Source organism: Saccharopolyspora sp. 7B, assembly GCF_020177435.1.
In the GTDB taxonomy this organism is placed as follows: Bacteria; Actinomycetota; Actinomycetes; order Mycobacteriales; family Pseudonocardiaceae; genus Saccharopolyspora_C; species Saccharopolyspora_C gregorii.
Window position 1 is genome coordinate 13,208 of sequence record NZ_JAIUKC010000079.1, and the last position, 23,126, is coordinate 36,333.

The 23,126-nt window shown below is 73.8% G+C and carries 15 protein-coding genes; 6 read left to right on the top strand and 9 right to left on the bottom strand.

The genetic code is table 11. The features are described from left to right. The first annotated feature begins 97 nt into the window (after window positions 1-97). Window positions 98-4,636 carry a cation-translocating P-type ATPase gene (locus LCD33_RS13740; protein ID WP_224977918.1) on the top strand — a complete coding sequence of 1,513 codons (4,539 nt, stop codon included), beginning with the start codon at window positions 98-100 and terminating at the stop codon, window positions 4,634-4,636. A 300-nt stretch (window positions 4,637-4,936) separates the two neighbouring features. Here the strand turns inward: LCD33_RS13740 and LCD33_RS13745 are convergent, their stop codons facing one another. Beyond that, window positions 4,937-5,896 (bottom strand): DMT family transporter, encoded by a 960-nt coding sequence (locus LCD33_RS13745; RefSeq protein WP_224957419.1) that lies wholly within the window; start codon window positions 5,894-5,896, stop codon window positions 4,937-4,939. A gap of 114 nt (window positions 5,897-6,010) precedes the next feature. Further along, entirely contained in the window at window positions 6,011-6,880 is an 870-nt protein-coding gene (locus LCD33_RS13750; RefSeq protein ID WP_224966139.1) for an MIP/aquaporin family protein, read from the bottom strand. Between the two features lie 355 nt (window positions 6,881-7,235). Here LCD33_RS13750 and LCD33_RS13755 point away from each other — a divergent pair, with 355 nt between their 5' ends. After that, window positions 7,236-10,058, top strand: coding sequence for an aconitate hydratase (locus LCD33_RS13755; protein ID WP_224966140.1), 2,823 nt, complete (start codon window positions 7,236-7,238; stop codon window positions 10,056-10,058). Window positions 10,059-10,136: 78 nt separating this feature from the next. Here the strand turns inward: LCD33_RS13755 and LCD33_RS13760 are convergent, their stop codons facing one another. Next, the gene (locus LCD33_RS13760; RefSeq protein WP_224957415.1) at window positions 10,137-11,531 is read right to left on the bottom strand and encodes an LCP family protein; all 1,395 of its coding nucleotides are present in this window, start codon (window positions 11,529-11,531) and stop codon (window positions 10,137-10,139) included. Window positions 11,532-11,821: 290 nt separating this feature from the next. Here LCD33_RS13760 and LCD33_RS13765 point away from each other — a divergent pair, with 290 nt between their 5' ends. Both LCD33_RS13765 and LCD33_RS13770 read left to right on the top strand, forming a co-directional pair. Continuing rightward, window positions 11,822-12,097: a hypothetical protein gene (locus tag LCD33_RS13765; RefSeq protein WP_224957412.1), complete on the top strand. Its 276-nt coding sequence runs from the start codon at window positions 11,822-11,824 to the stop codon at window positions 12,095-12,097. A 345-nt stretch (window positions 12,098-12,442) separates the two neighbouring features. Next, window positions 12,443-13,153, top strand: a complete 711-nt coding sequence (locus tag LCD33_RS13770; RefSeq protein ID WP_224966143.1) for a cyclopropane-fatty-acyl-phospholipid synthase family protein — start codon at window positions 12,443-12,445, stop codon at window positions 13,151-13,153. A gap of 13 nt (window positions 13,154-13,166) precedes the next feature. On the opposite strand, the gene LCD33_RS13775 is transcribed toward LCD33_RS13770, so the two are convergent. From LCD33_RS13775 to egtA, 5 genes are all read right to left on the bottom strand, one after another. Continuing rightward, window positions 13,167-13,631 carry a nitroreductase/quinone reductase family protein gene (locus LCD33_RS13775; protein WP_224957409.1) on the bottom strand — a complete coding sequence of 155 codons (465 nt, stop codon included), beginning with the start codon at window positions 13,629-13,631 and terminating at the stop codon, window positions 13,167-13,169. An 81-nt stretch (window positions 13,632-13,712) separates the two neighbouring features. Next, the gene (gene egtD / locus LCD33_RS13780; RefSeq protein ID WP_224966144.1) at window positions 13,713-14,684 is read right to left on the bottom strand and encodes an L-histidine N(alpha)-methyltransferase; all 972 of its coding nucleotides are present in this window, start codon (window positions 14,682-14,684) and stop codon (window positions 13,713-13,715) included. Beyond that, window positions 14,681-15,439 carry an ergothioneine biosynthesis protein EgtC gene (gene egtC / locus LCD33_RS13785; RefSeq protein WP_224966145.1) on the bottom strand — a complete coding sequence of 253 codons (759 nt, stop codon included), beginning with the start codon at window positions 15,437-15,439 and terminating at the stop codon, window positions 14,681-14,683. Before egtC ends, egtD begins: the two co-directional genes overlap by 4 nt. Before the next feature lie 7 nt (window positions 15,440-15,446). Continuing rightward, the gene (egtB, locus tag LCD33_RS13790; RefSeq protein ID WP_224966154.1) at window positions 15,447-16,745 is read right to left on the bottom strand and encodes an ergothioneine biosynthesis protein EgtB; all 1,299 of its coding nucleotides are present in this window, start codon (window positions 16,743-16,745) and stop codon (window positions 15,447-15,449) included. A gap of 160 nt (window positions 16,746-16,905) precedes the next feature. Next, window positions 16,906-18,153, bottom strand: coding sequence for an ergothioneine biosynthesis glutamate--cysteine ligase EgtA (gene egtA / locus LCD33_RS13795; protein WP_374201647.1), 1,248 nt, complete (start codon window positions 18,151-18,153; stop codon window positions 16,906-16,908). Window positions 18,154-18,409: 256 nt separating this feature from the next. Here egtA and LCD33_RS13800 point away from each other — a divergent pair, with 256 nt between their 5' ends. Then, the gene (locus LCD33_RS13800; RefSeq protein WP_224966146.1) at window positions 18,410-19,003 is read left to right on the top strand and encodes a TetR/AcrR family transcriptional regulator; all 594 of its coding nucleotides are present in this window, start codon (window positions 18,410-18,412) and stop codon (window positions 19,001-19,003) included. Between the two features lie 100 nt (window positions 19,004-19,103). Further along, window positions 19,104-21,281: an FUSC family protein gene (locus tag LCD33_RS13805; RefSeq protein WP_224957404.1), complete on the top strand. Its 2,178-nt coding sequence runs from the start codon at window positions 19,104-19,106 to the stop codon at window positions 21,279-21,281. 46 nt (window positions 21,282-21,327) lie between these two features. Here the strand turns inward: LCD33_RS13805 and LCD33_RS13810 are convergent, their stop codons facing one another. Next, a complete protein-coding gene (locus LCD33_RS13810; RefSeq protein ID WP_308011277.1) occupies window positions 21,328-22,806 on the bottom strand; it encodes a peptide MFS transporter in 1,479 nt (492 codons plus the stop codon). Window positions 22,807-23,126: the final 320 nt, after the last annotated feature.

The window sequence follows — 23,126 nt, forward strand, 5'->3', positions numbered from 1 at the left end:
ACCCGCGTCCCGGGCCGGGGCGGTGCGCGCCGCACTCGGAACCTCGCGTCCCGCCCACCGCGTCCGCCGACGGGACGCACGCCTGGAGAGGGGATCCATGCCGTTCGGCGCCCTGCTGTCCCGAGTCGCCCACCTCGCCGCGCCGGTGCTCGACGCCGTGCGCAACACCGGTTCCCCACCGCTGAACCGCCGCACCTACTCCCGGCAGGGCCGCACCCACCTGGAAGTGCGCGGCCTGCACCTGCCCGAGTCCGCCGGAGCCGCGCGGGACCTGCGCGCGCGGCTGTCCGAAGTGGACGGCGTGGCGTCGGTCGAGGTGAACGCCGTGCTCGGCCGGGTGCTGGTGCACCACGACGCCGAGCAGGTCGGATGCGCGGTGCTGGCCGAGGTCGTCGACGCCGTCGAGCGCGACCACGACCTGGCCGGCCTCGGCAGCTCCCCCGCTGGCGTCGCGCACCCCGGCAACCCCGACGCGCTGATGCGCGACGTCGGCGCGTTCGGGCTGAGCGTGCTCGGCCTCGGCTACTCGGCCGTCGCCGGACTGCTGCCGTTCCGTCCCGCGTCCCCGCTGATCCCGGCCGCGGTGTCGCTGGCGGACGCGGTGCCGTGGCTGCGCGAAGGAGCCGAACGCACCCTCGGGCGCACCGGTGCCGAAGCGGCGCTCGCGGTGGGCGGGGCCGTCACCCAGGGCCTCTCGCAGAACCCGCTGGCGGTGTTCAGCGACCTGTCCGCCCGCTTCTGCTCCGCCCGCGAGGGCATCGCCCGCCAGCAGGCGTGGCGCCGGTGGGAGGAGACCACCCCGCCGGGCGCGCACGAATCCACCGCGATCAGCACCGAGCCGCGGCCGGTCGAGCTGCCGGACGGGCCGGTCGAGCAGATCTCGAACCTCGCGGGCGCGTTCGCCCTCGGCGGCTACGGCACGGTGCTCGCCGCCACCCGCGATCAGCGGCGCGCGCTCGCCACCATGCTCGCCGCGATCCCGAAACCGGCGAAGACCGGCCGCGAGGGGTTCGCCGCGCAGCTGACCACCGCGCTGTCCGCCCGCGGCACCCTCGTCCTCGAACCGAAGGCGCTGCGCAAGCTGGACCGAGTGGACACCGTCGTGCTGGACGCCCCGGCGCTGCTGACCGGCAGGCGCGTCGTGGACGAGGTGCTGCCGCTGGACAGCGACGCCGACGCCACCCGGTTGTTCGCGCACGCCGCCGAGCTCGTCGACCCGCAGCGCCCGAAGGCCCGCCGCAGCCGCGGGAAGTGGTCCTGCGCGCCGCTCGACGGCCGCGCCGCGCAACTGCCCGGGCGAGTGCAGGCCGAGCTGCGCGCGCACCGCGACCGGGGTGCGGTACTGCTGGAGCTGCGCCGGAACGACGAGGCCGTCGCCGTGGTGGTCGTCATCGACGAGCTCGACCCGCTGGCCGAAGCGCTCGCCGAGGCCGCCCGGGCCGCGGGGACCGCGGTGCTCGCCGGGATCGGCAGCAAGCTGAACCGCCGGATCACCGTCGACGACGTGGTGCACGGCGGCACCCGGCTCGCCGCCTCCGTGCGGCGGCTGCAGCAGGACGGCCGGGTGGTGGCGGTGCTGTCCACCCGCGCGCACGCCGCGTTGGCCGCCGCCGACGTCGGCATCGGGATCGCCGAGGACGACCAGCCGATGCCGTGGGGCGCCGACCTGCTGTCCCCGAACCGGTCCGAGGCGCACAGCACGCTGTGCGCCGTCGCCGAAGCCCGCACCGCCAGCAAGCACGCCGCGGCGCTGTGCGCGGGCGGGGCGTGCCTCGGCGTGCTGTTCGGCGCGCTCGGACCGTCGGCGGGCGCGCCGGCGCGCGCCGGGCTGCCGGTGCACGCCGCGAACCTCTTCGCGCTCGGCACCGGGACCCTGGCCGGGTTCCAGGCGGGCGAGCGACCACCGCCCGCGCCGCACCAGCGGACCCCGTGGCACGCGCTGCCCGGCAGGGCCGTGCTGGGACTGCTGGACAGCTCGGTCGACGGCCTCAGCGCCGCCGTCGCGCGCCGCTGGCGCCGCGCCCAGCCGCAACGCGCCGACCGCGGGATCGGGGTCGTCGGCGCCACGCTGGAAGGGCTGGTCAACCCGATGACCCCGGTGCTGGTCGCCGGCGCGGTCGTGTCCGCCGGGCTGGGATCCGCGGTGGACGCGGTGCTGATCACCGGGGTGCTCGGGATCAGCGCGCTCATCGACGGGGTGCAGCGCATCGCCACCGACCGCGAGCTCGCCAGGCTGCTCGACGCCGGGCAGCTGCCCGCGCACGTGCGCCGCGACGGCACCACCTCCACGGTGCCCGCCGACCAGCTGGTGCCGGGAGACGTGGTGGAACTGCGCTCCGGCGACGGGGTGCCCGCCGACTGCCGGGTGCTGGCGGCCGAGTACCTGGAGGTCGACGAGTCCAGCCTCACCGGCGAGTCGGCCCTGGTGGTCAAGACGCCGGAGGCGACCTCGGCGGCGGCGCTCGGCGACCGCACCGGGATGCTCTACCAGGGCACCACCGTGGCCACCGGCACCGCGACCGCCGTCGTCGTCGCCACCGGCGCCGCCACCGAGGTCGGGCGCACCACCGGCGAGGACGGGCACCCCACCGGTGCCGCGGGCGGGGTGGAGGCCCGGCTCGCCGAACTGACCCGGCAGATCCTGCCGCTGTCCGTCGGCGCGGGCGGCGCGCTGCTGGCCGTGGACCTGCTGCGCGGCACCCCGCTGCGGACCACCGTCGGCCGCGCGGTCGGCCTCGCGGTCGCCGCGGTCCCGGAAGGGCTGCCGTTCGTGGCGACCCTCGCCGAGCTGGCCGCGGCGCGGCGCCTGGCCCGCCGCGGCGTGCTGGTGCGCAGCCCGGCCACCATCGAGGCGCTGGGCCGGGTGGACGCGCTGTGCTTCGACAAGACCGGCACCCTCACCCAGGGGCGCATCACCCTCGGGCAGGTCTCCGACGGCACGCGCAGCAGCACCCCGGACCGGCTCGACGCCGCCGGGCGCGCCGTGGTCGAGGCCGCGGTGCGGGCGAACCCGCAGGCCGAGGGCGACCAGCCGCTGCCGCACCTCACCGACCGGGCCGTGCTGGAGGGCGCGCTGGCCGCCGGCATCGACCCGAACGACCGCGAGGTGCTGGCGGACCTGCCGTTCGAACCGTCCCGCAGCTTCCACGCCACCCGCACCCGCGGACCCGACGGGGTCGAACTGCACGTCAAAGGCGCGCCCGAGGTCGTGCTGGAGCGCTGCACGCGGTGGCGGGGCGCCGAGTTCGACGCGCCGGCCCGCGCCGAGGTGGAGCGCGAGATCGAGCGGCTCGCGCTGCTCGGCTACCGGCTGCTGGCCGTCGCCGAGAAGGCCGCGCCGGACGACACCGGGTCCGAACTGGACGACGCCGAGGTGTACGGGCTGAACTTCGTCGGGCTGCTCGGCCTGGCCGACCCGGTGCACCCCACCGCCGCCGAAGCGGTCAGCCGGCTGCGGCGGGCCGGAGTCGACGTCATCATGATCACCGGCGATCATCCGAGCACCGCCGAGGCCATCGCCGCGGAGCTCGGCATGCTCGGCGGCAAGCGGGTGCTGCACGGCGCGGAGCTCGACGAGCTCGACGACGAGGAGCTGGCCGCCGAACTCCCCGCCGTCTCGGTGTTCGCCCGGGTCAGCCCGGCGCAGAAAGCCCGCATCGTGCGGTTGCTGCGCGCCGACGGCCGCACCGTGGCGATGACCGGCGACGGCGCCAACGACGTGCCCGCGATCAAGCTCGCGCACGTCGGCATCGCGCTGGGTTCGCGCGCGACCCCGGCCGCGCGGGAGTCGGCGGACCTCGTGGTGGCCGACGACCGGATCGAGACCATCACCGACGGCATCGTGGAGGGCCGCGGAATGTGGGCTTCGGTGCACGACGCGCTGTCGATGCTGCTCGGCGGCAACCTCGGGGAGATCGGCTACGCGGTCGGGTCCGGGTTCTTCGGCGGGGACGCCGGGCTCAACGCCCGCCAGCTGCTGGTGGTGAACATGCTGACCGACGTGCTGCCCGCGATCGCGAGCGCGGTGCGGCCGCCGCCGCACGCCACCCCGGAGCGGTTGCTCGCCGAAGGGCCGGACGCCTCGCTCGGCAAGGCGCTCACGGAGGCCGTGTACCTGCGCGCGGCGGCCACGGCGGGCGCGGCCGGACTCGCCTGGGCGCTGGCCCGCCCGGTGTCCACCGCGGCGCAGGCCCGCACCACCGGCCTGGTGGCGCTGGTGGCCGCGCAGCTCGCCCAGACCCTCGCCGTGCGCGGGCGCACGCGGCTGGTGCTCGCCTCGGGCGCGGTGTCGCTGGTGGTGCTGTTCGGGGTGGTGCAGGTGCCGGGATTGAGCCGGTTCTTCGGTAGCAGTCCGCTACTACCACACCAGTGGTGCATCGCGGTGGGCTCGGCGATCGGAACCACCACGGCCGTGGTGCTGTGGCAGCGCCCACCTGCGGATTCCTCCCCCGCCGAACCGCGCGCGCTGCCCGCGGCGGAGGAGGAACCGGCCGAACCCGCCCCGGACGAGATCACCGAGGGTGCGGACGGTCCGGTCGTGGACGGCGAGGTGCTCCCGCCTCCGCGCGCCGCCCGCAACGGCGCCGACCGCGGCATCCCCACCGGGTCCGCGCCGCTCGCCACGACACCCGGGTGAGCGGCGCGCAGCACCTCGGGCGACCGGTCGCACGCGGCCCGGGAGATCCCCTCACCTGGTGGAACGGCGGATTTTCCCCGCCGCTTCACCTGCCCGTCACCCGGAACCAACCCGGCCCTCACCCCGCACCGGGACCGTCGGGGCGTACGAGCAGGAATCCGACGGCAGAAAGCACGCCCACCATGAACTTCCTGGCGACCCTGCTGACCAGCGTGGCCGTGGCCCTCCTGGAGGGGCTCATCGTCCACGCCGCCAAGACCGCCTACCAGCGCATGTCCCGCACCCGCGCGGCCTGACCGATCAGCGCTCCGGCGTTGCTCGGACCTCGACGGGCCGGGCGGTGGGTTCGACCGCGGGGGCGGACCGCTGGGCGATGAAGGCACCGGCGAGCACCAGCGCTCCCCCGGCGAGCTGCCACGGGCCGACGTGCTCGCCGAGCAGCAGCCAGGCCAGCACGGTGGCCACCACCGGCTCCAGGAACGCCACCGCGCCCGCGACCGGCGGCGACAGCCGCCGCACCGCCAGGATGCCGGTGAGGTAGGCGAGCACGGTGCTCACCAGCACGACCCATCCGACGACGAGCAGCGCCGGGAACGGCGTGCCGGACAGCTGCACCGGCCGCGCCAGCAGCGCCCAGTCCAGCTCCCACGGCCGCGCGACCAGCGTGACGACGGCGGCACCGACGAGCAGGCCGTAGGAGACCAGCGCCCGCGGATCCACCTCGGCGGAGCTGTCCGAGAGCAGGAAGTACCCGGCCTGGCACCCGCCCGCGGCCAGCGCGAGCAGCAGCCCGGCCGGGTCGAAGCGCAGCCCGGCGGCGACCTCCACGACGCACGCCAGCCCGACCAGCGCGAGCGCGGTGCCGATCGCGGCCTGCCTGGTCACCGGGGCGCGGCGCACGAACCGGATCCAGCCGAGGACCAGCACCGGCCCCAGGAACTCGATGAGCAGCGCCACCGCCACCGGGATCGAGGCGATGGCCGCGAAGTAGCAGGTCTGCACCCCGGCGATGGCGAACAGCCCGTAGCCCAGCAGCAGCCACGGCGCCCGCCGCAGCGCTCCGGCGTGGCGCACCGCGAACGGCAGCATCAGCAGCGCCCCGCCCGCCAGCCGCATCCACGCCACCTGCAGCGGGGTGAAACCGACGGTGATCAGCGGTTTCGCGAACGGGCCCGAGCCGCCGAAGCAGAGCGCGGAGAGGACCGCGGCGGTCACGCCGGCGGACTTGGGAGCGGCGAGCAGGGTGCGCACGCAGGTCATCGAAGCACAGGCGCCGGGCCCGCCGCTCCGAGTCCCGGCACCACCCGGAGCACCGCACCTCCGCGGTTCCCCCCGACCGGTCGACCCGCTCGGATCGAGGGCGGACCGTCCGGTCTAGTCGCCGGTCCGGCCGGGTTCGGGCGCCGTGTCGCGCGCGGCGAGCACCCGGCCGATGAACAGGTCGTAGACGACCGCGCCGAGCACCCCGCCCACCAGCGGCCCGACGATCGGGATCCAGAAGTACCAGCTGAAGTACTGGTAGCTGCCGGGCAGCGCGATCTCGTCCCACCCGGCCAGGTAGGTCCACAGCCGCGGCCCGAAGTCGCGCGCCGGGTTGATCGCGTACCCCGCGTTGGTGCCGAAGCTCAGCCCGATGGCGGTCACCACCATCCCGATCAGGAACGGGCCGAGGTTCGAGGCGGGCGCGGTGTTGCGCAGGTCGATGAGCGCGCAGATCAGCGCGACGAGGATCGCGGTGCCCACGACCTGGTCCAGCAGCGGGCCGAACCAGGAGTCGCCGAAGTACTTCGCCGGGAACGTCGCGAAGATCGAGAACGTGTCCAGCGCTTCCGGGCGGGTGACCCCGGCCTTCGCGTTGTAGGCGTCGATGGCCCACCGGTAGCAGGCGTGCACGACGCCTGCGGCGAGGAAGGCCCCGACCACCTGGGCGGCCACGTAGGGCACGACCTTGCGCCACGGGAAGCTCCGCCGGACGGCGAAGGCCAGGGTGACGGCGGGGTTGATGTGCGCGCCGCTGACGCCGCCCGCGATGTAGACGCCGAACACGACGGCGAAGCCCCAGCCGAAGGCGATGATGAGCCAGTTGCCCGCGCCGAACGCGTCCTCCTGGCGGCCGGAACCGGGGAGCCCGGCGAGCGCGACGGCCACCGAGCCGCAGCCCAGCAGGATGAGCACGAAGGTGCCGAGGAATTCCGCCGCCAGCTCGCCGCCGAGCCCGCTGCGGGACCGCTCCCGTGTGGCCATGGTTCCCTCCTGCGCTGGAGCGCCGGACGGCACCGTTCCGCCCGGGCGGTCTGCCGCGTCGAGCGTAAGTCCGCGGCCCGGTGGGCGCGCGGCGCCGAGGCGGGCGGGACGCGTCCGGGGCGAAACGTGATCTCCCGCACCGTTCCGCGGCGTTCCGGACGGGATTCCGCCGGAAAAAACGGGGTTGTGCACGAACCGGAACATCGGACGGCCGATTCGGGCGGACCCGGCCTTGAGCCGGATTACAGGACAAGCGTACTGTTATGACCATCAGACCGCCGGGGCTGCGCGCATGCTCGGCCGACGTGCGCGAGACTCGCGGTCGTTCCCTGAACTGACTTGCGCCCGTCGCGAGATGGAGTTGAACGTGACTGCACCTGCGAGCAAGGACAGCTTCGGTGCCCGCGGCACGCTGAAGGTCGGTGACGCCTCCTACGAGGTGTTCCGGCTGAACGCGGTCGACGGCGCGGCGCGGCTGCCCTACAGCCTCAAGATCCTGCTGGAGAACCTGCTGCGCACCGAGGACGGTGCGAACATCACCGCCGACCACGTGCGCGCCCTGGCGAGCTGGGATGCCAAGGCCGAGCCGTCGACGGAGATCCAGTTCACCCCCGCGCGGGTCATCATGCAGGACTTCACCGGAGTCCCCTGCGTGGTCGACCTGGCCACCATGCGCGAGGCCGTCGCCGACCTCGGCGGCGACACCTCCAAGGTGAACCCGCTGGCCCCCGCCGAACTGGTCATCGACCACTCGGTGATCATCGACGTGTTCGGCAAGCCGGACGCCTTCGAACGCAACGTCGAGTTCGAGTACGGCCGCAACAAGGAGCGCTACCAGTTCCTGCGCTGGGGCCAGGGCGCCTTCGACGAGTTCAAGGTCGTCCCCCCGGGCACCGGCATCGTGCACCAGGTCAACATCGAGCACCTGGCCCGCACCGTGATGGCCCGCAACGGCCAGGCCTACCCGGACTCGTGCGTCGGCACCGACTCGCACACCACCATGGTCAACGGCCTGGGCGTGCTGGGCTGGGGCGTCGGCGGCATCGAGGCCGAGGCCGCGATGCTGGGCCAGCCGGTGTCGATGCTCATCCCGCGCGTCGTCGGCTTCAAGCTGACCGGGGAGATCCCCGCCGGTGCCACCGCCACCGACGTGGTCCTCACGATCACCGAGATGCTGCGCAAGCACGGCGTCGTCGGCAAGTTCGTCGAGTTCTACGGTTCGGGCGTCGCCTCGGTGCCGCTGGCCAACCGCGCCACCATCGGCAACATGAGCCCCGAGTTCGGCTCGACCGCCGCGATCTTCCCGATCGACGACGAGACGATCCGCTACCTCAAGCTCACCGGCCGCCCGGCCGACCAGGTCGCGCTGGTGGAGGCCTACGCCAAGGAGCAGGGCCTCTGGCACGACGCCGACCACGAGCCGGAGTACTCCGAGTACCTGGAGCTGGACCTCTCCACCGTGGTGCCGTCCATCGCCGGGCCGAAGCGCCCGCAGGACCGCATCGAGGTCTCCGACGCCAAGCCGTCGTTCCGCAAGTCGCTCACCGACTACGTGCAGGTGCAGAACACCGACGACGCGGCGCTCGACGAGGCCGGCGAGGAGTCCTTCCCCGCCAGCGACCCGGTGTCGGTGACCCACCACGGCGAGGGCGACAAGCCGCGGCTGGTCTCGGCCGCCGACGGCGCCTCCGGCCGCCCGACGAACCCGATCAAGGTGTCCTCGGACGAGTACGGCGAGTTCGAGCTCGACCACGGTGCCGTGGTGATCGCCTCGATCACCTCCTGCACCAACACCTCGAACCCGTCGGTGATGCTGGGTGCCGCGCTGCTGGCCCGCAACGCCGTGGACAAGGGCCTCACCCGCAAGCCCTGGGTGAAGACCTCGATGGCGCCGGGTTCGCAGGTCGTCACCGACTACTACGAGAAGGCCGGTCTCTGGCCGTACCTGGAGAAGCTGGGCTTCCACCTGGTCGGCTACGGCTGCACCACCTGCATCGGCAACTCCGGCCCGCTGCCGGAGGAGATCTCCGCCGCGGTGCAGCAGAACGACCTGTCGGTCACCTCGGTGCTGTCGGGCAACCGGAACTTCGAGGGCCGGATCAACCCCGACGTCAAGATGAACTACCTGGCCTCGCCGCCGCTGGTCATCGCCTACGCGCTCGCGGGCACCATGGACTTCGACTTCGAGACCGACCCGCTCGGTCACGACACCGAGGGCGAGCCGGTGTTCCTGCGCGACCTGTGGCCCTCGCCGCAGGAGGTCCAGGAGACCATCGACTACGCGATCACCCAGGAGATGTTCACCAAGGACTACTCCGACGTGTTCAAGGGCGACGAGCGCTGGCGTTCGCTGCCCACGCCGGAGGGCGAGACCTTCGAGTGGGACTCCGAGTCCACCTACGTGCGCAAGCCCCCGTACTTCGAGGGCATGGGCATGGAGCCGAGCCCGGTCACCGACATCTCCGGTGCCCGCGTGCTGGCGCTGCTGGGCGACTCGGTCACCACCGACCACATCTCCCCGGCCGGTGCGATCAAGCCGGACTCCCCCGCGGGCAAGTACCTCAGCGACCACGGCATCGACCGCAAGGACTTCAACTCCTACGGGTCGCGCCGCGGCAACCACGAGGTCATGATCCGCGGTACCTTCGCGAACATCCGGCTGCGGAACCTGCTGCTGGACGACGTGCAGGGCGGCTACACGCGGGACTTCACCCAGGACGGCGCTCCGCAGGCGTTCATCTACGACGCCGCGCAGAACTACGCCGCGCAGGGCACCCCGCTGGTCGTGCTGGGTGGCAAGGAGTACGGCTCCGGTTCCTCCCGCGACTGGGCCGCGAAGGGCACCAGCCTGCTGGGCGTGCGGGCGGTCATCGCCGAGTCCTTCGAGCGCATCCACCGCTCGAACCTGATCGGCATGGGCGTCATCCCGCTGCAGTTCCCCGAGGGCTCCTCGGCGAAGTCGCTGGGCCTGGACGGCACCGAGACCTTCGACCTGTCGGGCATCACCGCGCTCAACGACGGCGAGACCCCGCAGACGGTCAAGGTCGTGGCCACCAAGGGCGACGGTTCCACCGTCGAGTTCGACGCCAAGGTGCGCATCGACACCCCCGGTGAGGCGGACTACTACCGCAACGGCGGCATCCTGCAGTACGTGCTGCGCAAGATGATCCGCTCCTGATCACCTGCCGATCCGGCAGGTAGCTGATCGGCGGGGGCGGCACGTCACAAGCGGCCGGGGGCCGTCGCGCGTTCCGGGTCAGTTGATGCAGTTGATGCCGTCGGCGGTGAGCGGTTCCGGGGCGATGGGCTGCTCCTGGCGGGGCGCCGAAGTGCCCGTGCGGCTCGTCGTCGGCTCCGAGGTCCGCGTGGTCTCCGAGGTCGTGGAGCGGGTGCTCGACGAGCGGGTGCTGCTGGAGGGGCTCGTGGTCTCCTCGCTCGACCGGGACGTGCGGGTCGTCGAGGTTCGCGGCGAGCTCGTGGACGCGCCGGTCTCGTCGGCCTCCCGGGTGCTGCGGGTGGACGTCGACCGGCCGGTCTCCGCGGTGTGCTCCCCGGTGGAGCGCGCGCCCGTGGGATCGGCCTGGCGCGGCACCGGCCTGCCGTGCGCGGCGCCCTGCACGGCGCGACCGACCTCGACCGGATCGACCCGCACCGCCTGGCCGTCGCGGGTGTCGAAGTTCGCGTCCCGGATCGGGATGGTGGAGAACTCGACGGCCCCCGCGGTGAGCCCCTGCATCCGCTGGGCGAAGGTCAGCACGTCCCACTCCCGGTCCAGCACGATCGACTGCCGCGCCGAGTCGATCAGCTCGCTCAGCCGCGCGGGCTGCGCGAGCACCCCGCCGGAGGTCGCGGTCCGCACCAGCCCGGCCAGGAACGCCTGCTGGCGCACCATCCGGTCCAGGTCCCCGCGGGGCAGGCCGTGGCGCTGGCGCACGAACGCCAGCGCCTCCGCACCGGCGATCCGCTGGTGCCCCGCGGCGAACTCCGCCCCCGAGTAGGAATCGCGCACCGGCCGCTTCAAGCACACCGGCACCCCGCCGACGGCCTCGGTGAGCCGCGCGAAGCCCAGCAGGTTCACCTCCGCGTAGTGGTCGACCTGCACCCCGGTCAGCCGCTGCACCGAGTCGGTGACCAGCGATCGGCCCGCGTCGGCGGAACGCCGTTCCCGCTCCGCCGGGTCGAGCCCGACCAGGCGCGCCGCGGCCGCCGCCTTCCCCCGCCCGTACGCCGAATTGATCTTGTGCTCGCCGTGCCCCGGGATGGTCGTGTACGTGTCGCGCGGGATGGAGAACGCGGTGGCCCGCGACCCGTCCTCCGGCACGTGCACCAGGATCAGCGTGTCGGTCAGGCTCGCCGGGTTCCGCCCGGCCCCCAGCCGGCGCAGCACGTCGTCCGGCAGCGGCCGCCCCTGCGCGTCGGTGCGGCTGTCCAAGCCCACCAGCAGGATGTCGGTGGCCCCGTCGGCCGTCGCGCCCTCGGTGGCGGCGCTGGTGCTCAGCGCCCACCGCAGGTCGCCGTAGTTCGCCCAGCCGTAGCCGGTCACCGCGCGCACCGCCGCCGACAGCAGGGCCGCACCGACCCGGGCCACCGTCGAAGCCCGCGACCGGTGCGGCAGCCGCGGCGCGTCGAACGCGCGTGATTCTCGACCCAACGAGCCACCCCCTGGATTGCGCGGACCGCTGGTCAGGCTAGCCGCGGCTGCCCCGTTCAGCCGTGCGCCGACGGCCCACTGCCGCATCGGCGGACGTGCTCCGTTCCGCCGAACACCCGCGCGCAGCACCGGGAACGTCCGGCCGCGGTCACCGTCCGCTGCGCCGAACCCGCCCGCGGATCGGAGGTTCCGCCCTCCGCCCGCTGTCGTTACCCTGCTCGGGTAGCGGCGCCGCCTACCCCGCGTCACCCGCGTCGGCGGCCGCGTCCCACCCCCGGAGGTGAACCGGCTTGCCCGACGCATCGGAGAACGCCCCGTCCGGTGGCCAACGAACACCCGCCCGCACCACCCGGGTCGTGGCCGTCCGCTACGCGCCGGGCGCCGTCGCCGAATCCCGCCGACAGGCGCACCTGGCCGAAGCCGACGGGCCGGTGGCGGACGTCGTGCGCTGGACGACCGCGTGCGGCGAGCTGATCCCCGCCGACGTCGCCGAGGTCTCGCCGGGACCGGCGGGCATGCCGTGCCTGCGCTGCCTCGTCGGTCTCCCCGCACCCGGCCGCGCCTGACACGGGCCGCCTGCGGGCGGTGCTCGGCGGACCTGGTCGCACTTGACGCACACCATCCGGCCCCCTTGCTCGGGGATCAGCACGTGATCACCGCCCGCCGGGCACTCGTCCCCGTGCGGCTCCCGCGACGGCCGGTCGGGTTGCGCCACGCGGGGCGGCCTCCCCCGAAGCCGGGTCGGCTCGCACGGGTCATCGGCCCTCCTCGCGGTCCGACTGCGCGCACGGCCGCAACTCTGCTCCGGTCCCGGGGCGCGCCCAAGATCCATCCCGGCAGTTCCGCCCGCCGCAGCCGGGGGACGAAACACCGGGCGGGGGTGATCTCCGGGTCCGCTACCCTTGCCGCCGATGAGCGACAGCGACTACTTCTCCATCGTCGAATCCACCCACGACGTGCAGAACCCGATCAGCCCCGCGAAGCTCCGCGAGGTCGCCGAACACCTCGAGATCGGCGCCGGTGACCGGGTGCTCGACGTCGGGGCCGGGCGCGGTTGGTGGGCCGCCGAACTCGCCGCGATGGGCGCCGAAGTGGTGGGGCTGGAGAACAACGAGGAGTTCGTGCGGGCCGCGCGGGACCGCGCCGCGGCCTCCGGGCTGACCGACCGGGTGCGGCACGTGCACGGGCCCGCGCTGGAGTTCGAGCCGGAGCCCGGCGGGTACGCGGTCGCGACCTGCCTGGGCGCGAGCTTCGCGCTCGGCGGGTTCCGCGCGTCGATGGAGTGGATGGTCGCGGCGCTGGTGGAGCACGGCCGGTTCGCGATCGGCGACGTGCACTCCGTCGACGGTTCCTCCACCGAGGAGCTGCCGTCGCTGATCGAGCTGGTGCACGTCGCCGAGGAGTTCGACGTGGAGGTCACCGGCCTGGTGTCGGCTTCGCTCGACGACTGGGACCGCTACGAGTCCGGGCAGTGGAAGAACGCCCACACCTGGGCCAGGCGCAACCCCGAGCACCCCGACCGGGAGCGGATGCTGGGCGACTCGCGCCGGTTCCGCAACGACTACCTGACCCGGGAACGCGGGTCGCTCGGCTGGTCGGTCCTCATCGGCGAACGCCGCTGAGGACCCGCTCGCCTCAGCGCGGGGTGAGGCGGAAGACGCGCAGTTCGCGGCCGCCGGCGCGGCGGGCGTAGTCCGCGTAGGCGGGCCAGAACGGCAGGACCACCTCGTGCCACAGCCGTTCCCGCTCCTCGCCGGTGAGCAGCACCGCGCGCACCGGAACCCGGCGGGAGATCACGTCCACCTCGGCCTCCGGGTGCGCGAGCAGGTTCGCCGACCAGGCCGGGTGCGACGCCTGGCCCCAGTTCGAGCCGACCACCAGGAAGTCGTCGCCGTGCGGCACGTACAGCAGCGGCACCTCCCGCGGCAGGCCGCTGCGCCGCCCGGTGGTGGTGAGCAGCATCGAGGACAACCCGGCCAGCCGCGCCAGGCCGAGCCGGCCACCGGTACGCCGCTGCACGGCGAGGTCGACGGGCACCAGCTTCCGGCCCGCCGAGGCGAACCACTGCTTGCGACCCAGCCACTGCGCAACCTTGATCATGCCGCTCACCCGGCCAACCCTGTCACACCGCACCGCGGCCGCGACCCGCGGTCGTGATCGCGGCCACGGTGCGGGCGGGGTTCAGACCGCGGTGGCCAGGGACAGCGCGAAGTCGCCCGCGTCGTCGAGCCACCAGCGGGTGAGCTCGAACCCGGCGTCGGCGAGTTCGCCCTCGACGCGGGTGCGCCGGAACTTCGCCGACACCTCGGTGCGGATCTCCTCGCCTGCGGCGAGCTCCACGGTCAGGCCTAGCTCCTCGATCGGCACCCGCATCGCCCGGCTCGCCCGCAACCGCATCTCGATCCACTCCTGCTCGGCGTCCCACCGGGCCACGTGCGCGAACGCGTCCGGGTCGAACCCGGCGCGCAGCTCCCGGTTGAGCACCCGCAGCACGTTGCGGTCGAACTCGGCCGTCACGCCCTGGGCGTCGTCGTAGGCCCGCACCAGCCGGTCCGGGTCCTTCACCAGGTCGGTGCCCAGCAGCAACCACTCCCCCGGCCGCAGCGCGGCGCGCACCGCGGCGAGGAACCGGGCGCGCTCGGCGGGCGGGAAGTTGCCGATGGTGCCGCCGAGGAACGCCACCAGCCGCCCGCTGCCCGCGGGCACCGCGGCGAGCTCGGTGGTGAAGTCGCCGACGATGCCCCGCACCGGCAGCTCCGGGTAGTCCACGGCGATCGCGGTGATCGCCTGGCGCAGCGCGGACTCCGAGACGTCCAGCGGCACGAACCGCCGCAGCGTCGCGGTCTTGCGCAGCGCGTCCAGCAGCAGCCGGGTCTTCTCCGAGGAGCCGGAGCCGAGCTCGACGAGGGTGCCCGCCCCGGTGAGCTCGGCGACGTCCACGGCGTGCCTGCTGAGGATGCCGTGCTCGGCGCGGGTCTGGTAGTACTCCGGCAGCGCGGTGATCCGCTCGAACAGCTCGCTGCCCGCCGCGTCGTAGAGCCACTTCGGCGGCAGCCACTTCGGCCGGTCGGTCAGACCGGCGCGGACGTCGGCGCGCAGTTCGCGGGCCGCGTCCTGCTCGGTGAAGTGCACGACCAGTTCGGGTTCGGTCACGGCGTTTCCCCCTCGTCGAGTAGTGGTGCGACGTGCACGGATCCGGGCCGGGCGACGACCAGGTGCCGGTCCGGGACCGGCTCCCACCGCGCGTCGTCGCCGAACGGTTCGGAGGACAGCAGCACCGAGTCGGCGTTGCGGCGCACCGACAGCGCGTGGCCCCAGGTGCTGGCGACCAGCGCGGAACCGTCGGTGATCAGCAGGTTCAGCCGCGATTCGGGCCGGGTGCGCACCACCTGCCCGACCACGGCGCGCACCGCCCGCGCCGGGTCCTCGCCGCGGTGCAGCCGGTGCCGCAGCAGCGCCCACAGCACCGCGGAGTCCGTCGGCGCCTCCAAGGTCATCAGGTCCACGACGTCCAGGTCGGCCGCGGCCTTCGCCAGCGACTCGGGCCAGCCCGCGACGACGCCGTTGTGGCTGAACAGCCACCGCCCGTCGGTGAACGGGGCGCACGCCGCCTCGCTCACCGGCATGCCGACCGTGGCCGAGCGCACCGCCGCCAGCACCGCGCCGGAGCGCTGCCTGCGGGCGAGCTCGGCGAACGAGCGGTCCGTCCACATCGGAACGGCGCGCCGGTGCCGGGCGGGTTCGCCGCCGTCCTCGTACCAGCCGGCGCCGAACCCGTCGACGTTGACGGTGCCGCCGCCGCGCATGTCCCGCGGCGCCCACGTCTGCTGCAGCAGCGAGTGCGGCGGGTCCAGCAGCAGTTCCGCCAGCGGCAGCGGTGGCCCGAGGTATCCCAGGTGCCTGCACATCCCGCGCTCAGCCGAGCTCGCCCGGGCGCGGGGTGCGCGCGCAGCGGAAACCGCTGAAGATCTGCCGCCGGATCGGCAGGTCCCAGTTGCGGAAGGTGCCGCGGCAGGCCGCCGCGTCGGTGCCGAACGAGCCGCCGCGCAGCACCTTGTGCCCCGGCCCGAAGAACACCTCCGAGTACTCCCGGTACGGGAAGGCGCCGAAACCCGGGTACGGCAGGAAGTCCGAGGAGGTCCACTCCCACACGTCCCCGATGAGCTGGCGCGCGCCGCACGGCGCGGCACCGAGCGGGTAGGCGCCCGCCGCCGCGGGCCGCAGGTGCCGCTGCCCGAGGTTCGCGTGCTCGGGCCCCGGGTCCCCGTCGCCCCACGGGTAGCGCAGCGAGCGGCCGGTGCGCGAGTCGTGGCGGGCGGCCTTCTCCCACTCCTGCTCGGTGGGCAGCCGCTTGCCGGCCCACCGCGCGTAGGCCTCGGCCTCGTGGAAGCTGACGTGCAGCACCGGTTCGTCCGGCGGCAGCGGTTCCACGTGCCCGAAGCGGCGGCGCAGCCAGCCGTCGCCGTCGCGGCGCCAGAACCGGGGCGCGGTGAGCTCCGCGTGCTGCCGGTACGCCCAGCCCTCCTCGCTCCACCAGCGGGGCTGGTCGTAGCCGCCGCCCTCGACGAAGCGGCGGTAGGCGGCGTTGGTGACCGGGGTGGTGTCGATGAGGAAATCCGGCACGTGCACCGGGTGGGCGGGGCGCTCGTTGTCCAGCGCCCACGGTTCGGTGGAGGTGCCCATCGTGAACGGCCCGCCCGGCACCAGGACCTCCGCCGGGAGCGCCTCCGCCCTGGCCGCGGGCGGGTCGTCGGCGGTGAGCACCGGCGGGCCCTTCCGCAGCTGGTGGGTGGCCAGCATCGTCTCGTCGTGCTGCTGCTCGTGCTGCACGATCATGCCGAAGGCGAACGCCTGCTCCACCAGCCGCCTGCCCTCCAGCGGGGTGCGGTCGAGCAGGTCGAGCACCTTGGTGCGCACCTCCCCCACGTAGGAGCGGGCCTCGGCCGGGCCCAGCAGCGGCAGCTGCGGCCGGTCGCGGCGCGGGTGCTGGAACGCGTCGTAGAGGTCGTCGATGTCGGGGCGGATCGCCTCGGCCCCGCCGACGTCGCGCACCAGCCACAGCTCCTCCTGGCTGCCGATGTGCGCGAGGTCCCAGACCAGCGGCGACATCAGCGGCGAGTGCTGCCGGGTCAGGTCGTCGTCGTCGACGCTGCCGGTGAGCACCTCGCTGCGCTCGCGGGTGCGGACGAGTTCTTCGGCCACGCGCGAGCGCAGCCCTTCGACGCCGAGTTCGGCGAGGTCACCGCGGCCGGGCCGCGGGGCGTCCTGGGATTCGGTACCTGCCTGGGACCTGGTGGTCACCGGGTCACCTCCATGATCGCGGGAACGGGCGCGCCGGGCCGCCGCCGCGGCGCGCGGGACGACTGCGCGCCGATCAGCGGGCTTCGGTGAGCCGCCGGGGCACCACGTCGGCGAGCGGCTCCACCAGTTCCGGGGTCTCGTCCAGCCGGTCGAGCTCGCCGCAGGCCAGCTCCAGCACGGCCGCCGCGGTGCGGGCCAGCGCCGGGTCGGCGAGGCCGTGCCGAGCGGCGTCGACCCAGCGGCCGCCGGCGGGGACGGCGAGTTCCAGCACCCGGTCCACGGTGGACTCGTCGGCGAACAGGGCGACGAGCGCGGCGGTGGGCAGCATCCAGTCGTCGCCGTGCTGCGCGTCCAGGTAGCGGACCTCGAAGTACCCGCGCGGGCGCACCGGGGGGAACAGGGTGCTCAGGTGGTAGTCGAGGTCGTCGAAGGTCGGTGGCCACGGCAGCGCGCCGCAGATCCACTCGGCGAAGGTCACCCCGCCGGGCGCCCGCCAGTCGGTGCCGTCCCGGCGCAGGCACAGCAGCGCGGTGTCCAGCACCCGGCGCGCCCAGTCCGCGGCAGGGTCGGCCGTCGCCGGTCCGGGCCGCATCCGCGGGATGTCGGTACGCAGCAGCGAGCGGGTGCGCACCGACGCCCAGCCGGTGGGGTCGCCGAACAGCTGCGGGGAGTTCGCGAACGCGGCGATGAACACCGGCCCGAGCGCGTGCAGCGCCGCCCAGCGCGCCGCGATCCGGTGCGGTTCACCGGCGTCCAGGCACACCTGCACCCCGGCGGTGCTGCACATCATGAGGCGGCCGCCGATGCCGATGCGGTCGAACGCGCACTCCATCGCCGCGTAGCGCGGGACGTCGAGCAGCCGGTGCGGGACGCGCCACGGGTCGGTGCCGCGCTCGCCGAGCAGCAGTCCGCCGTCGGCGAGCCGGCTCCGGACGTGCGCGGCGTCGGCGGCGGTGGAGTCGAGCAGGGTGCGCAGCGAAGGGGACGGCAGGCTGGAGACCTCGACCTGGCCACCGGGTTCGACGGTGAGCGCGGAGCCGTTCGGCAGCGGGCGCTGCGGGCTGTCCGGGACCAGGGAGCGCGGGGCGTGCGGGCCGAGCGCGGCGATCAGCGCCTCGGCATCGAGCGGTCGTCGCGGGTCGGCCGCGTGGTGGACGGTCCATTCGAGTTCGACGCCGAGCAGCCGGGGAGGGCCGTGCTTGAAGCAGACCGAGGCCACGTAGGCCTCCGCCTCGGCGCGGGTGCGGATGCGGGAGCTGGGGACCTCGGCGGGCGGGTGCGCCGCCGTGGGGGAATCGATCGAAGCGGTCATGCGGATCATCACCACCTGGATGGGGCACCGGCGTCACCGGGGCCCGTCGCGGGGCCGCCGGGACCGTCCGGGCGCGGTGCCTGCCCGACCGGAGCCGGCGGGAACGCCCGGAATCGGGCGAAGTGCGCGGGCGGGTCGAATTCGGTGCGCAGGTGTGCGGAAAAGTCCAGTGCCTCTGCGCGATAATTCCCCAACAGGTGGACGGTTGCCAACAATACGTACGTACGGATTGCATGCGGCGCGACGGAGCTGGGACGATCAACCCATGCCCAGGGTCAGTCAGGATCACCTCCAGGCCAGGCGCCGCCAGATCCTCGACGGTGCCCGCAGCTGCTTCGCCCGCAACGGCTACGAAGGCGCCACCGTCCGCAGGCTCGAAGAGGCCACCGGGCTGTCCCGCGGCGCGATCTTCCACCACTTCAAGGACAAGGAATCCCTGTTCCTGGCGCTCGCCGAGGACGACGCCGCCCGGATGGCCGACGTGGTCGCCGAGCAGGGCCTGGTGCAGGTGATGCGCGACCTGCTCGCCGACCGCACCCCCGGCGGCGGCAGCGAACCGGAGGCCGAGTGGCTGGGCACCCGGCTGGAGGTGTCCCGGCGGCTGCGCACCGACGCCGAGTTCCGGGCCCGCTGGGCGCAGCGCTCCGAACAGCTCACCGCCGCCACCAAGGCCCGCCTGCAGTGGCAGCGCGACGGTGGGAACCTGCGCGACGACGTGGACGTGGACGTGCTCACCGCCTACCTCGAACTGGTCCTCGAAGGACTCGTCTCGCACCTGGCGATGGGGCTGCCCGCCGACGACCTGGGCCCCGTGCTCGACGTCGTCGAGGAGAGCGTGCGCCGCCACCGCGGCGCCTGACCGCCCCCCCCCCGGCCCGGCGCGCCCCGCCCGTCCGGGGGACGCGCGGCGTAGGGTCGCGGCGGCGGCCGCGGCGAGCGGCGGGAAGGAGCGAGCGCACGTGGTCAGCGAGTGGTGGAACCGCTTCCTCGCGTCCGACCCGGCGCTGCGCCGGCTGCGCAACGCCACCCGCGTCACGCTGGCCACGGCCTGCGCGATCGGCGCCGCGATGGGCGTGCTGGTGCTGCTACACCGCCCGGTGACCAGCGGAATGGTCGCCGCGGTGGTGGCGATCAACTCGATCACCGCGGTGAACGACCCCACCGACCGGGAGCGCCGCCGCACCACGCTGCTGATGCCGGTGCCCGCCGCGCTCTCGCTGACCCTGGCCACCGCCACGGCGAGCGCGCCGGTACTGCACGTGGCGCTGTTCCTCCCCGTGGTATTCGCGGCGACCTACATCCGGCGGTTCGGCCCGCGGTACTTCGCGTTCGGGATGGTCGCGTTCATGGGGTACTTCTTCGCGATGTTCCTGCGCCCGCAGCTGCCGCAGCTGCCGGACCTGCTGTGGGCCGCGGTGTGCGGGGCGGGCAGCGCGTTCCTCCTGCGGTTCGTGGTGCTGCGCGACGACCCGCGCGGCGTGCTGGAGCGGGGGCGGCGCACGCTGCGCGCCCAGGTGCAGGGCCTGCTGCACGAGGTGCGCGCGCTGGCCCAGCAGCCGGAGGCCGAGCGGCACCGCAAGCGGCTGCGGCACCGCTCGGTGCGGCTCAACGAGACCGCCCGGATGCTGGAGGGCACCGTCGCCGAGCTCGACGGGCTGGACGAGGCGGGCCGGGAACTGCTGCGGCGACGCATCCTCAGCGTCGAGCTGACCGCGGAGAACCTGCTGAACCCGCTGATGCGGGTGCTCGACCACCCCAGCGGCGGGACGGCGGTGCCGCAGGCGGTGGCCGGCCTGCTGGCCGTGGTGCGCAGCGACGCCTCCGAGGTGCGGGCGGCAGCGCGTTCGCTCGCCGACCGCATCGAACGCGACGGGGTGCGCGCCGCCGGGCAGCCGGACGACGGCGCGTCCCGGCCGCGGCGGCGGGACGGTTCAGTGGAGCTGGCGATGGCGATCCGCAGGCTCGGCGCCGCGCTCGCCGAGCTCACCACCGCGTACGGAGACCTCGGCCGCGTCGGGCCGCGCACCGACGACACCGATGACGAGGGCACCGGGCAGCGCTCCGGCGACGAGCGCGAACCCGACGAGGACCGGACCGACCGCGAGGAGACCGGGCTGCGCCGTCCCGAGCTGCGCGCCGCCGTGCAGGTCACCTGCGCCGCGGCGATGGCGATCGTGCTCGGCCAGCTGGTCTCGCCGAACCGCTGGTACTGGGCGGTGATCACGGCGTTCGTGGTGTTCATCAGCGCCAACAGCCGCGGCGAACTGCTGGTGCGCGCCTGGCAGCGCACCGCGGGCACGATGCTCGGGGTGGTGGCCGGGGTGCTGGTCGCCTCCCGCATCACCGGTGACGCCACGGCGGAGCTGCTGATGATCCTGTGCTGCGTGTTCGCCGCGTTCTACCTGGCGGGGGTGTCCTACGCCGGGATGACGTTCTTCATCACCACGATGCTCGGGGCGCTCTACGGCGTGCTGGGCACGTTCGACGTGAACGTGCTGGGCGTGCGCCTGGCCGAGACCGCGATCGGTGCGAGCGCGGGCGTGCTGGCGGCGACCGTGGTGCTGCCCACCCGCACCCGGCGGCTGCTGCGGGACAACACCGAGGACTTCCTGCTGCGGCTGCGGGACCTGCTGCGCTCCACCGGCACCGCGGTCGGCGCGGGCGACTGCGGCGACGGCCTGCGCGAAGCTGTCCGGGAGGTCGACGACGCGCTGCACAGCGCGCTCTCCAGCGCCCGGCCGCTGGTGGCCTACCGGATGCCGTCGCGGCGCAGCGCGCTGGACCGGTCCCTCACGGTGCTCACCGGCTGCGCCTACGCCACCCGCAACCTGGCGGCGGTGCTGCCGCCGACCGTGGACATGCTCGACGAGGACACCCGGGACCGGCTGGCCGAGCTGCTGTGGGCGATGGCCGAGACGGCGGCGTCGATGACCGCGGAGGCCACCCAGGGCCTCCGGGAGGCCCGCGAGTCCGCGCAGTCCTGGGCCGACGACCTGCGCGACCTGGCCGAGTCGCTGCCGCAGGACCCGACGTCGCTGCACCGCACGCTCGCCACCCTGGACCGGCTGCGGGGGCTGCTGGACGACCTCGCCGAGGAGACCGGGCTCGGCAGCACCCCGGAACGGGCCCCGGCATGACGCGGCGGGCGACCCGAACCGGACCGCCCGCCGCCGAGGAACTCGATCACGGAACCCCGTGCATCAACTTCTTGATCTTCGGCGCGCCCAGCGCGAGCAGCCCGCCGCAGGCGATGGTCGCCAACCCGATCACGCCGAAGTACAGCGTCTGGTTCGCCGGGTCGTAGAGCTTCACCACCTGCGCACCGATGCCCTGCCCGAGCGCCGGGGCCAGGAAGTACAGGCCCATCGTCTGCGAGGAGAACACCGGCGGCGCCAGCTTCGTGGTCACCGACAGGCCCACCGGCGAGATCATCAGCTCACCGATGGTGAGGATGACGAACACCAGCGCCACCACCAGCGCCAGCTGCTTGCCACTGGAGTCGGTGATGAACCCGGACACCACGACCCACAAGAAGCCCAGCCCGACGAACACGAGACCGCCGACGAACTTGATCGGCGTGCTCGGCTGCCGGTCGCCCAACTTCAGCCACAGCGCGGCGAACACCGGTGCCAGGACGATGATCGCCAGCGAGTTGATCGACTGGAACCAGCTGACCGGGAACTCCCAGCCGAACACCTCGTGGGTGGTCTGCATGTCGGTGACGATCACCAGGGTGCTGGCCTGCTGCTCGAAGAGCATGAAGAACAGCGCGGTCGCCAGGAACAGCGGGATGTAGGCGACGAGCCGCTCCCGCTCCACCTTGTTGATCTGCTTGCTGCTGAGCATCACCGCGAAGTAGGCGATCGGCAGCACGGCCGAGATCACCGTGACCACGTTGACCAGGCCGGCGAGGCCGATGACCCCGGTGCCGACCAGCGCCACCAGCCCGATCACGAACACCGCGGCGATACCGCCGGCCCGGCCCAGCACGGCGCCCTTGTGCTCGGCGGGCAGCGGGTTGCCGGGCACCTCGCTGACGCTGGAGAGGTTGCGCCTGCCCAGCACGTACTGCACCAGGCCCAGCGCCATGCCGACCGCGGCGGCGCCGAAGCCCCAGTGGAAGCCGATCTCGGACTGGAGGAACCCGGCGATCAGCGGCCCGGCGAACCCGCCGAGGTTGATCCCCATGTAGAAGATCGAGAAACCGGCGTCGCGGCGCTTGTCCTGCTGCGCGTAGAGGTCGCCGACCATCTTCGAGACGTTCGGCTTGAGCAAGCCGGTACCGGCGATGATCAGCACGATGCCGATGCCGGTGGTGGCCAGCCCGCCGGGCACCGCCATCGCGATGTGCCCGAACATGATCAGGACGCCGCCCCAGAACACGGCGCGGCGAGCACCGAAGATCCGGTCGGCGATCCAGCCACCCGCGACACCGGTCAGGTACACCGAGGCGCCGTAGGCGGAGACGAGCGAGGTGGCGGTGGTCTCCGGGAGCCCGAGACCACCGTCCTGCACGGCCGTGTACAGGTAGAGCGCGAGGATCCCGCGCATCCCGTAGTAGGAGAACCGCTCCCACATCTCGGTGAAGAACAGCGTGGACAGTGCCCGTGGCTGGCCGAAGAAGCCCTGCTGCGGCGCGTCCGCAACCGTGGGGGTACTCACGATCACGACCTCTCTGGTGCTGGATGCGGCGGGTGGCCGCGTGCGGAACTGCGCAGAGGTTACGCCTTGCCCAAATGGTGTGAACCGCAACCTGGAAATACGGTGAAAATCGGTGGGGTGATCATCCGCAGCGGCGTACGCAGCGCTGTTGCGCGAGCACTCGGCGCGGTCGCGCTACCGCCGATCGGACGCAACCCACCGCATCCACCGCTCCCCGCGGCCCTTCCCGCCGCGTCCTGCCGGAGGGACGCGGCGGCGTGACCGCGGGTGGCGGCACCGTCGCACCGCGCGGCTCCGCCACCCCTCCGCGCGTCGCCGGA